Here is an 11,458-nt window from a genome sequence, read left to right as displayed (position 1 = left end):
AGGTGTGCGCAGCACGGAAGTCGGGAAGGCCGCAGAAGCGACAGTGCGGCGATCGGGGGCGGGAATGACCGTTGAGAGCGGTTACGCGGACATCTTCGGTCCGCAGGTACCGCGCACGGCCGGAGAGGGTCAGACGGCGACGTTCGCGCTGGCCTCGGCGGCCTACCGGGACAATGCGTTCGAGGACATCAAGAAGGCCGACAACGAGTGGCATCAGACCGACGTCAAGGCGGGCCGCAGCTGGGCGAAGATCTTCCGGCCCAACCTGGGTGAGGCCTTCTCCCGGGCCGTGGTCGACCGCATGCTCGGCAGCGGCCGCAAGCCCCTGATCCAGTCCTTCGGCACCGAACCCCAGGTCGTCGTCGAGCACTGTCTGGCCGCGAACAACATCCGCAAGGCCCGCGACCGGATGCTGAGCGCCATCATGGCGATCTGCGGTGTGCTGTTCCTGCCCGGGCTGCTGGTCTGGCTGCTGATCTTCACGCTGCGCTCCACCATCGTCAAGCGGGACGAGAAGCGCGGCGGCGCTCTCGCCTCCGTACTGCTCGTCGCGGCGGGTGCGCTCGCCGTGCTGTTCCTGCTGCGTATGCCGTTCAGCGGCTTCTGGGGCTGGTATGCGCGGTCATCGGTCCTCATGCCCGTGGTGGGCTGGTTCTGGGCCAAGCAGGTCTGCGAGCGCACGGCGAGGGACCTGCGGGAGCGCTGGGACAGCCTGCTGGCCGGCAGCAGCGTCGGCGCGAAGGTGCCGGAGGCGGTGCCGACCAGCCCCACCGAGACACAGGCCGAGCAACTGCGCCAGTCCCTGGCCAAGTTGAGCGCCGAGCAGCAGTCCAACTCCGTGTTCTACGCCGGGCCCAAGGGGGTACTCGGGATGGGCACGCGCTGGGGCAGCTGGCAGCTGGCCGAGGACCTGGTGCCCGCCGATCCCACCCGGGAGATCCATCCCTTCCGCAGCTGGGACGTGATCCGCGCGATCCACGACCAGCTGCGCATGCTGGAGCGCGGCCCGCTGAACACCGGCGGTTTCCCGAAGCCTTCCATACGGCACTGGGTGGTCACGCCGATCGCCGAGGGCGCCAAGGCCGTCTCCCGGCCGGAGGGCACGGACGTCGACGCCTACCAGGTCAAGTCGCACGCCATACAGGACATCTGCAACAAGCAGCAGTTCGGCAGCGGTGACCGGCACTACCTCGGCGTCCAGTGGACGCTCTGGGACGGCCAGTTGATCATCACGATGCTGATCACGGTGACCGTGCTGCACGAGACGCTGCGCATCGAGGTGACCGGGCACGCCCTCGGCCCCGTGAACGGGCTCTTCCAGGAGAAGCCGGAGGCGCCGACCAAGGAGGTCACCAAGTCGTTCAAGCCGTGGGAGACCCGCAAGGTGAAGCTTCCGCTGGTCAACACCGACGAGGTGGTACGGCTGGCGGTCCGCGCCCCGATCTCCTGGTATCCCCCGCTGCTGAACTGGCTCGGCGGGACGATAGGACTGCCCGAGCCGTTCGGGCTGCGGCACGCGTGGGCGGATCAGCCGTGGCGGCACCGGTTCATGGCCGACGACGCACTGCGCGCGGCCACGCCGGTGCTGCGGGTCGTGCACGCCTCGGCGATCAAGGTGCTGGCCGAGAACGGCGTGGACACCGAGAAGTTCGGCACGCGCTCGGCGTTCCTGAGCACGGCGGTACAGGATCCGTCGCCAAGGAAGGCTGACGTCTACGACGCGTAGGCCTGCGGCGGTTGGGCCGCGGGGGGGGTCTGGGTGACCGTCCCCTGGGGGCTGCGGCCCCCAGACCCCCCATCGGCCCTGGCGGGCCTCGTCCTCAGACGCCGGACGGGCTGACAGCTGCCACCGCCGGCCGAGATGTCAGGCGGTCGGCCAGGCCTCCGCCAGCATCTTCCGGGTGTCCGCCAACAGCTGCGGCAGCACCCGGGTGTGGCCCACCACCGGCATGAAGTTCGTGTCGCCGCCCCAGCGCGGGACGATGTGCTGGTGCAGATGGGCCGCGATGCCGGCGCCGGCGACCGTGCCCTGGTTCATGCCGATGTTGAAGCCGTGGGCGCCCGAGGCGGTGCGCAGGGCCGTCATCGCCTGCTTGGTCAGGGCGGCGAGTTCGATGGTCTCCGGCTCGGTGAGGTCGGTGTAGTCGGCGACATGGCGGTAGGGCACGACCATGAGGTGGCCGCCGTTGTACGGGTAGAGGTTGAGGACCGCGTACACCTGCTCGCCACGCTTGACGACAAGCCCGTCCTCGTCGGACTTGGCCGGGATCGAGCAGAAGGGGCAGCCGTCGTCCGCGCCGGGGCCGGTCGGCTTGTTCTCACCCTGGATGTAGGCCATCCGATGGGGCGTCCACAGGCGCTGGAACGCGTCCTGGATCCCCACTCCCCACTGCTGCTCCGGCTCACTCGTCATGCGTGCAGCATATGGCTTCGGCCGTTCCCGGCGTGTCGCCGGGGCTCGCACCCGGTCGGCCCGAGCCAAGCTTGGCCGGTGGACGACGACAGCCGCTTGGCACGCTGGCAGCAGCACACCGAGATCCCTCTCGCCGTGGCGTCCCTCGTCTTCCTCACCTCCTACGCGATCCGTGTCCTGGGCCATGGTCATCTCACGGATGCCGTGCTCGACCTCTGTCTCGCGCTGACCTTCACCGCCTGGGCGTTGTTCGGTGTCGACTACGCCGTGCGCTGGCTGCTCAGCGGACAGCGACGGAGCTTCGTACACCGGCACCCGCTGGACACGGTGGTGCTGTTCCTGCCGCTGCTGCGGCCGCTCCAGATCGTGAAGGCGTACGACACCGTCAGGCGTCGGCACGGACGGCCCTGGCTCACCGTGCACGCGCGGGTGATCGTCTACGCCGGCCTGTCCACGGTGCTCCTCGGCTTCACCGGTGCCCTCTCGGTCTACCACCAGGAGCGCGGGGCGCCGGGCGCGACGATGCGGACCTTCGGCGACGCCCTGTGGTGGACATGTTCGACGCTCGCCACGGTTGGTTACGGCGACTTCACCCCCGTCACTTTCCGGGGGCGGCTGATCGCCGTAGGGATCATGGCCGTGGGACTGGGCCTGCTCGGGGCCGTGACCGGCACCTTCGCCTCGTGGCTGCTGCACGTCTTCTCCCACGAGGACGACGAAAGGCCCCCGGGGAACTGAACTCCCCGAGGGCCCCAGTGCGTGCGCGCAGCCGGATCAGATCTGCGCCCGCTCCTCGACGACCTGTGCGATCTTCGCGATGGCTTCGTCGAACGGGATGCCGTTCTCCTGGGAGCCGTCGCGGTAGCGGAAGGAGACGGCGTTGTTGGCCATGTCCTCGTCACCCGCGATGACCATGAAGGGCACCTTCTGCTTCTGGGCGTTGCGGATCTTCTTCTGCATACGGTCGGAGGAGGAGTCCACCTCGACCCTGAGGCCCTTCTTCTTCGCGGCCGCAGCGAACTTCTCCAAGTAGTCCACGTGCCCGTCGCCGATCGGGATGCCGATCGCCTGGACCGGGGCCAGCCACGCCGGGAAGGCACCCGCGTAGTGCTCGAGCAGCACCGCGAAGAACCGCTCGATGGAGCCGAACAGCGCGCGGTGGATCATGACCGGGCGCTGCTTGGAGCCGTCCGCGGAGGTGTACTCCAGGTCGAAGCGCTCCGGCAGGTTGAAGTCGAGCTGGATGGTCGACATCTGCCAGGTCCGGCCGATGGCGTCCTTGGCCTGGACGGAGATCTTCGGCCCGTAGAAGGCGGCGCCACCCGGATCCGGAACCAGCGGCAGCCCCTGCTTCTCGGCGACCTCGCGCAGCGTCTCGGTCGCCTCCTCCCAGACCTCGTCCGAGCCGACGAACTTCTCCGGGTCCTTGGTGGACAGCTCCAGGTAGAAGTCGGTCAGACCGTAGTCGCGCAGCAGGCCGAGGACGAAGGTGAGCGTCTTGTCGAGCTCCTCCGACATCTGCTCACGGGTGCAGTAGATGTGCGCGTCGTCCTGCGTGAAGCCACGCGCGCGCGTGAGGCCGTGCACGACGCCCGACTTCTCGTACCGGTACACGGTCCCGAACTCGAAGAGACGCAGCGGCAGTTCACGGTAGGAACGCCCGCGCGCGTCGAAGATCAGGTTGTGCATCGGGCAGTTCATGGGCTTGAGGTAGTAGTCCACGCCCTCGTCGAGCTGCATGGGCGGGTACATGCCCTCGGCGTACCAGTCCAGGTGGCCCGACGTCTCGAAGAGCTTCCCCTTCGTCGCGTGCGGGGTGTAGACGAACTCGTAGCCCTCCTCCTCATGGCGGCGCCGCGAGTAGTCCTCCATGACCCGGCGGACGATGCCGCCCTTGGGGTGGAAGACGGCGAGCCCGGAGCCGATCTGCTCCGGGATGGAGAACAGGTCGAGCTCGTTGCCCAGCTTGCGGTGGTCGCGCTTCTCGGCCTCGGCGAGGAAGTCGAGGTGCGCCTTGAGCTCGTCCTTGGACGGCCAGGCCGTACCGTAGATGCGCTGGAGCATCGGGTTCTTCTCGCTGCCGCGCCAGTAGGCGGCCGCGTTGCGCATCAGCTTGAACGCCGGGATGTTGCGGGTGGTGGGCAGGTGGGGTCCCCGGCAGAGGTCCTTCCAGCACAGTTCGCCGCTCTTGGCGTCCAGGTTGTCGTAGATCGTCAGTTCACCGGCGCCGACCTCGACGTCCGCGCCGTCGTCGCTGGAGGCGGCGCCCTTGAGGCCGATCAGCTCCAGCTTGTAGGGCTCGTCGGCGAGCTCCTCACGAGCGGCCTCATCGCTGACGACACGACGCGAGAAGCGCTGCCCCCGCTTCTGGATCTCCTGCATCTTCTTCTCGACGGCCTTGAGATCCTCGGGCGTGAACGGCTTCTCGACGTCGAAGTCGTAGTAGAAGCCGTCCTTGACGGGCGGGCCGATGCCCAGCTTGGCCTCGGGGAAGAGCTCCTGCACGGCCTGCGCCATCACATGCGCGGTGGAGTGGCGCAGGATGTTGAGCCCGTCCTCGGAGGAGATCTCGACGCCCTCGACCTCTTCCCCGTCGACGAGCACGTACGACAGGTCCCTGAGCTCGCCGCCCACGCGCGCGGCGATGATCGAGCGCTCACCGGCGAAGAGGTCGGCGGCCGTAGTGCCCGTCGTCACCACGCGTTCTTCCCGCTCGGAATCGCGTTGGATGATCACACGGACGTCTGACACCGGTCTCTCCTGACTGAAGGTGGGGTGCGGCGCCATACCAGGAGCGCGCGCATTACGCGATCGTACCGACCCCACCCACTTGACCGCGAAACGGTTGCGCTCCGCGTGAGCGCTCCGCCGGGAGGAGCGGGACGGGTCGGCGGTCGTGTGCGGTTTCGTCGTGGCTGGTCGCGCAGTTCCCCGCGCCCCTGTAAGGGCGCTGCTGCCCGGGTCCGTGTGCCGACCAGCCCACACCGCGCCGGGCGAGTACCCCCCAACCCGCACTGTCTGTCGGACACCGGCGGCGAAGAGAGCCGTAGGGGCGCGCCGGAGGCGAACGAAGCCAAACAGTCAGCGCTCCAGCTGCAAGCCGTCACCCGTCAGTCCCCGTCCCCCTCCCCACCACAAGCCCCCTCGAAGAAGTCCAGATCCTCCTGCAACGACTTCATCAGCCGGTCCCGCTCGGCCTCGTCCACCTGCACCGGTACGACCCCGGACGCCCCGGTGACCTTGCGGAATCCGCCCCGGCTCTCCAGGCGGCCGTGGACCCGCACCGGCAGTCCGACCAGGTGGGCGTGCCCGGCGATGCGGTACGACTCCTCGTCCAGGGTGAGCCGGACGTGCGGTACCTCGGCGCCCGCGAGGACGCGCAGCCGTACGGTGCCCTCCCCGCGCGGTCCCGACCTGCGCATCCGTACGACCGTTCCCGTGATCCTCACCGGCACGGACGGCTCCTCGCGCAGATAGCGGGCGGCGGCCTCGCGCAGCACGGGCAGGTCGCCCGGCGAGAACTCGACGGGTTCGACACCGGACGCGCAGTCCGCGGGCACCCCGGCCGCGGGCGACCAGTCGACGGCGACGCGCGCACCCTCGGTGCCGCGCACCAGCACCACCAGCGCTTCGGTCAGCTCCCGGCTGACGCCCGCCTCGACGGCACCGTCGAAGGCGTCCATGCCGCCGGTGGCCCGCTGGTAGTCGATGGCTTCGCGGGCTGCGTAGAGGGCTTGATGGAGGCGAACGGCGAGGGGGCGTCCCGTGCCGACGGGCACGAAGGCGGCGAGCCGGCGGCCGCCGGCCCCGGAGCCTATGAGGACGCTCTCCAGCATCGCGGCGGCGGCTCGGCGGTGCCGGGTGCCGTAGTAGCCGGCACGCGCGCGCGTGGCGAGCGCCGCGGCGAGGAGCATCTGGCGGGCGCCGGTGCGCAGTTCCTCCTCGACCGTCCAGGGCGCGGCCCCGGCCGGCCCGCTCGGCGCGTCCCGCCACCAGCGGACCTCGTCGCTGGGCACGGCGAGCCCGACCAGCACTTCACGGGCGGAGGGCATGCCGCTGCGGGCGAGGGCGACGAGGGCCTCGCCGAGCAGGTCGTCGCTGTCGGGGAAGGCGCGGGACTCGGGGACGAGCAGGCTGGTGCCGTTGCCGCCAGGGCCGGGCGGGGCCCAGCGGCCGTAGCGCCCCGCCGCTCCCCCGCGCCGCTGCCAGCCGTGCCGGTGCAGCAGGGCGCTGAGCACGGCGGGGTCGACGTCGCCGGGGTCGGGGGGACGCTCCCAGGACGCGTCGACGGGGTGCGGCCGCACTGGTCGTACGGGTTCCTCCAGCGGACGGTGCGTCATGGTCTGCCTCCGGTCCCGACCCGCGTCATGATCTCGCAGAGCGCCCGGTCGTCGAAGATGCGTGAGGTCGGTATGCGCACGGTGGTGCGGCGCCGGCCGGTGATCGCGTGGCCGGCGAGGTTGACCCAGTAGCAGCAGTGCCGCAGGTCGAGACGGTCGTGCCCGGCCCGCAGCCACTGCTCCTGCGAGCGCGGGACGATCATCACGACCAGGATCTTGTGCACCGAGACCGGCGTTCGGGCGAGCTTGGCCAGGTGGTCGTTGTCGAGCGTGAAGGAGAAGAAGCGGCCGGGCGGGTTCGGTGCGAGCTGGTAGGTGGCCTTGAGCTGCACCTTTATGGTCACTTCGTCGTCCACGGTGTGGCCGGGCGCGCTGTGGCTGACGTGCCAGTCGATGCCGTTGTCCGGAAACGGCTGGGACAGCGAGCATCCGGAGGCAGCCGCGACGGCGTGCAGATAGCCCACCTGCAACGTCTCCATGCAGGCGGTAGTGGCGAGTGAACCGCGATGGGGGCCCGTTCGTTCGGGCAGCAGCCCGCCCCGCTCGGGCTGCGCTATCGCCATGACCAACAGCCTTCCAGGCAGAGTGAATCCCCGTGGCGGGCCGCTGAACTGCAAAGACCCGCACTCCTGTTGTGTCCTTCCGGCGTACGTCGCAAACGGCCCGGGTATCACCAAACGGGCAGAAGACGGTACGTCAGCTGCCGTGGGTGAACGAGGGGTTGTGTAGGTATGGCGTGCTGGTATGAGGGGCCGCTGGCGGCATTCGACACGGAGACGACAGGCGTGGACGTCGAGACCGACCGGATCGTTTCGGCGGCCGTCGTCGTCCAGGACGCCCCGGGAACCCGGCCGAGGGTGACCCGGTGGCTGGTGAACCCGGGCGTGCCGGTGCCGGAGGCGGCGACGGCGGTGCACGGACTGACGGAGGAGCATCTTCAGCGCAACGGCCGCTGGCCTGCGCCGGTGATGCATGAGATAGCCGGCGAGCTGGCGGAACAGGCGGGCAGGGGACGGCCGGTGGTGGTGATGAACGCGCCGTTCGATCTCACGCTGCTCGACCGCGAGTTGCGCCGCCACCGCGCCTCGTCCCTGGACCACTGGTTCGAGGCGACACCCCTGTTGGTGCTCGATCCACGGGTCCTCGACAAACACCTGGACCGCTATCGCAAGGGCCGCCGCACCCTGACGGACCTGTGCGCGCACTACGGCGTCACGCTGGACGGCGCGCACGACGCGGCGGCCGACGCGCTGGCCTCACTGGAGGTCGTCCGGGCGGTGGGGCGCCGTTTCGCGGCCCGGCTGGAGCGGCTGTCGCCGGCCGAGCTGCACACCTTGCAGGCGGTGTGGCACGCGGCGCAGGCACGCGGGCTCCAGGCGTGGTTCGCCCGCAGCGGCAGCGACGAGGCGGTGGACCCGGCGTGGCCACTGCGCCCGGATCTGCCCGCGGCCGCCTAGGCGGTCCGTGGCGACAAGGAGCCGAGCAACAAAAAAGCCGGTCCGCTGCGGCGGACCGGCCTTTCCCGGTGGGCGATACTGGGTTCGAACCAGTGACCTCTTCGGTGTGAACGAAGCGCTCTCCCACTGAGCTAATCGCCCGGGAACGGACTGAACAATACAGGTCCCGGCGCGCTTCCTTCAAACCGCTTCTCACCGACCGGCGAGGTAGGCCAGAAGCCCCCGCCGTCCGGCGCGCATCATCAGCCGGTGGTTCGCCCGGAAGACGGGCCGCCCCGGCACCGCGAACCGTCTCAGCAGCGGCTTGTTCACGTCGACGACCTGGTCGTAGCGGGCGAGGGCGCCGGAGCCGTGCGGGGTGACGGTCCAGCGGGCCCAGCCCTCGATGTCTCCGGACATGGTGATCTCCAGGACACCGGCCGCGCGGTCCCGCCGCACTTCACGCGCCGTGAAGGTCATGTCGTACGGCAGGACCGAGCGGATCGTGATCACACCGCTGGTGTCGTCGATCCGGTTCACCTCGCGCACCTGGGGCCACCAGCGCGGGTAGTCCTCGGCCCGGGCCAGCAGGTCGTAGACGGTGGCGGGCGCGGCGGGCAGGGCCCACAGGCTGCGGAAGCGGTAGTGGCTCCAGTCCATGGCACGAGTCTGCCCCTGTGCAGCGGGTTTCCCCCTGCGTCTGAGTACGTTCTGAGTACCCGCACTCATGCCGTACGGCGTGACGCGGGCCACACTCCACGCATGACGCACATTCCGCCACCGGCCGAGGAGTTGCGGCTCCTCGACCTCGAGCTGCGCCAACTGGACGCCCGCCGCGCCCAGTTGCTGCACCGCCGCGCCTGGCTGGTCACAGCCCTGCACGCGGCGGCCATGCCGACCACGGCCCCAGCGCCGGTCATACCCCGGCACCCCGAGGCCTCGGCGCCCCGGGTCCAGAACGTGCTGCTGGTGCTCGGCGGTGTCCTGCTCACCATCGCCGCGATGGCGTTCACGCTGGTCAGCTGGGGACACCTGGGGATCACCGGGCGGGCCCTGGTGCTCGGCGGGATCACGGTGGCGGTGCTGGCCGCGCCGGTGCCGCTGGTGAAGCACGGGCTGCGGTCGACGGCCGAGTCGGTGGCGGGCCTCGGGCTCGCGCTGACCGTGCTCGACGCGTACGCCCTGCACGAGGTCGCGCTGACCGACGTGGACGCCACGGGTTACGTCGCGGCCGCTTCGGCGGCGCTGGCGGCCCTGTGGACGGCGTACGCCCTGCTGCCGCGCACCTCCACGCTGCGTCTGCCCCTGCCCGCCGCCCTGGTCACCGCCCAACTGCCCCTGACTCTCTGGGCAGTGGCGGCGGACACGGGCCCGTACGGGATCACGGCCGCCGTGCTGGTGACGGCCGGACTCGACACGGGTGTGACGCTCCGGGTGCCCGCGAAGCCCGTACGGATCACCGCGATGATCGGTGCGTACGGCATGGGCGCGTGGGGCGTGTGTGCCGCCGGTTGGCTGTCCTGGACGGCCACCGGCCCGAGCGCCGCCGCCCGTGCGGCGGCGCTCCTCCTCTTCGCCGCCGGCATCGCGCTGACGGCTGCGTGTCAGCCGGTCGCCGAGAAGCAGGCGGCTGGGCTCGCCGTGACCGCCGGCCTCCTCACGGTCGCCGCGGCCGGCGGCACGGCTCGCTCCGTGCTGCCGGACGCATGGACGGTTCCGGCGTATCTGGTGTGCGGGATCGCCCTGTTGGCGGCGGTACGGGTGGACCGGCTGCCGGCGACGGTACGGCTGGGGCTGACCCGGGCCTCCCTCGCCGTACAGGGACTCGCCCTGCTCTGGACGCTGCCCCTGGTGGGTGTCATGTTGCTGGGTCCGGTCGCGTGGGCGGGGGAGGTGTGGTCCGGGGCGCCGGGTGACGTGCGCGCGGCCGTGACGGTGTCCGCGCCATGGCCGCCTCATGCGGAAGCGGTGCCCGTGGTCCTGGCGGTCGTCGCCGTCGTCCTGGTCCTCGCTGTCCGCGACGCGGTCTGGCGGCCCCGGGCCCTGACCGGTGTGCTGGTGCTGGCCTGGGCGACCGCGCTGGTGCTTCCGTCGGTGCTCGAAGTCCCGTACGTGGCAGGCCTGGTGGCCCTCGGCCTCACGTCGGCCGGCACGCTCGCGGCAGCCGCCCGGCTCCGACCGTCCGAGCGCGCGGAGACGGAACCGGCCCCTCAGCCGGCCGCGGCCCCCGCCATCGGCTTCCCCGCCCCTGGCCCGACCGCCACGACACTCGCCGTCCTCACCTCCCTCACCCTCGCCTTCCTCTCCCTGACCGGCGAGCCCGCCACCCTCGCCGCGCTCTCCGCTCTCACGGCACTGTTCGCGGCCGCCTCCTGGAAGCCGCGCCTCGCCCCGGTCACGGCCCCGACCGCACTCGCGTACGCCGCCATGCTCGCCTGTGCCACAGGCGCAGCGGCCGACTGGCATCCGCAGTACACCGCGCTGCTGGTCCTGACGGTCCCGGTGGCGGCGGCCTTGCTCGCGGCACGGCTCGGGAGTTCGCCGACGACGATCCCGGTCGAAGTCACCGGAGCGCTCGCCGGACTGCTGGCCCTCGGACTGGCCGCGGCCTCGGCCGACCTGCCGATGCTCGCCCTGGTCCTGGCACTGTGCGGCGTGATCACCGCCGGTACGGCGATCCGCGCCGACCGCCGCCCCGTCGCCTACGCCTCCGCCGCGCTCTTCGTCCTGGCCACCTGGGTGCGCCTGGCGGCCTGGGACGTCGGCACGCCCGAGGCGTACACACTGCCGGTCACCGTCCCGGCCCTGCTCGTCGGCGCCCTCCGCCGGCGCCGCGACCCACAGGCCTCGTCCTGGACGGCGTACGGCCCCGGCCTCGCCGCCACGCTCCTGCCGAGCCTCGTCACGGCGTGGGGCGACCCGAACTGGACGCGCCCGCTGCTCCTCGGCCTCGCCGCCCTGGCCATCACCCTCCTGGGCGCCCGCCACCACCTCCAGGCACCCCTGGTCCTCGGGGGCACCGTCCTCGCCCTGGACGCCCTGCACGAACTCGCCCCGTACATCGTCCAGGTGACCGACGCCCTCCCCCGCTGGGTGCCGCCGGCCCTCGCCGGTCTCCTGCTGCTGGCCATCGGAGCAACGTACGAGCAGCGCCTCAGGGATGCCCGAAGGATGCGGGACTTCTTGGGCAACATGCACTGAAACACCCGCCAGGGGCGTGGGGAACTGCGCGACCAGCCACAACTGACCCGCAGTTCCCCACGAACCGA

The 11,458-nt window shown here is 70.9% G+C and carries 9 protein-coding genes and 1 tRNA gene; 4 read left to right on the top strand and 6 right to left on the bottom strand.

From position 1 onward, the window contains the following. Window positions 1-64 precede the first annotated feature (64 nt). A complete protein-coding gene (locus KUM44_RS39280) occupies window positions 65-1,726 on the top strand; it encodes a hypothetical protein (RefSeq protein WP_217214541.1) in 1,662 nt (553 codons plus the stop codon). 138 nt (window positions 1,727-1,864) lie between these two features. Here the strand turns inward: KUM44_RS39280 and KUM44_RS39275 are convergent, their stop codons facing one another. Continuing rightward, a complete protein-coding gene (locus KUM44_RS39275; RefSeq protein ID WP_217214540.1) occupies window positions 1,865-2,413 on the bottom strand; it encodes an HIT domain-containing protein in 549 nt (182 codons plus the stop codon). A 78-nt stretch (window positions 2,414-2,491) separates the two neighbouring features. On the opposite strand from KUM44_RS39275, the gene KUM44_RS39270 reads away from it, so the two are divergent. Further along, window positions 2,492-3,151: a potassium channel family protein gene (locus KUM44_RS39270; RefSeq protein WP_217214539.1), complete on the top strand. Its 660-nt coding sequence runs from the start codon at window positions 2,492-2,494 to the stop codon at window positions 3,149-3,151. A 36-nt stretch (window positions 3,152-3,187) separates the two neighbouring features. Here the strand turns inward: KUM44_RS39270 and thrS are convergent, their stop codons facing one another. The 3 genes from thrS to KUM44_RS39255 form a co-directional block, all read right to left on the bottom strand. Beyond that, window positions 3,188-5,164, bottom strand: a complete 1,977-nt coding sequence (gene thrS / locus KUM44_RS39265; protein WP_217214538.1) for a threonine--tRNA ligase — start codon at window positions 5,162-5,164, stop codon at window positions 3,188-3,190. A 359-nt stretch (window positions 5,165-5,523) separates the two neighbouring features. Beyond that, window positions 5,524-6,753 carry a hypothetical protein gene (locus KUM44_RS39260; RefSeq protein WP_217214537.1) on the bottom strand — a complete coding sequence of 410 codons (1,230 nt, stop codon included), beginning with the start codon at window positions 6,751-6,753 and terminating at the stop codon, window positions 5,524-5,526. Beyond that, window positions 6,750-7,316, bottom strand: a complete 567-nt coding sequence (locus KUM44_RS39255) for a DUF4365 domain-containing protein (RefSeq protein ID WP_062722607.1) — start codon at window positions 7,314-7,316, stop codon at window positions 6,750-6,752. Before KUM44_RS39255 ends, KUM44_RS39260 begins: the two co-directional genes overlap by 4 nt. 168 nt (window positions 7,317-7,484) lie before the next feature. Between KUM44_RS39255 and KUM44_RS39250 the strand changes: the two genes are divergently transcribed. After that, window positions 7,485-8,210, top strand: coding sequence for a 3'-5' exonuclease (locus KUM44_RS39250; protein WP_217214536.1), 726 nt, complete (start codon window positions 7,485-7,487; stop codon window positions 8,208-8,210). A gap of 69 nt (window positions 8,211-8,279) precedes the next feature. Here the strand turns inward: KUM44_RS39250 and KUM44_RS39245 are convergent. Both KUM44_RS39245 and KUM44_RS39240 read right to left on the bottom strand, forming a co-directional pair. Beyond that, window positions 8,280-8,351: transfer RNA gene (locus KUM44_RS39245), tRNA-Val, on the bottom strand. A gap of 51 nt (window positions 8,352-8,402) precedes the next feature. Then, on the bottom strand, window positions 8,403-8,849 hold the full coding sequence (locus KUM44_RS39240; protein WP_217214535.1) for an SRPBCC family protein: 447 nt from the start codon (window positions 8,847-8,849) through the stop codon (window positions 8,403-8,405). A gap of 102 nt (window positions 8,850-8,951) precedes the next feature. Here KUM44_RS39240 and KUM44_RS39235 point away from each other — a divergent pair, with 102 nt between their 5' ends. After that, window positions 8,952-11,390, top strand: coding sequence for an SCO7613 C-terminal domain-containing membrane protein (locus KUM44_RS39235; protein ID WP_217214534.1), 2,439 nt, complete (start codon window positions 8,952-8,954; stop codon window positions 11,388-11,390). Window positions 11,391-11,458: the final 68 nt, after the last annotated feature.

The sequence above is a fragment of the Streptomyces sp. AC550_RSS872 genome, assembly GCF_019049285.1.
Lineage (GTDB): Bacteria > Actinomycetota > Actinomycetes > Streptomycetales > Streptomycetaceae > Streptomyces.
Note: the sequence above shows the minus strand (reverse complement) of the source record. Positions and strands in the feature narration are given on the sequence as shown.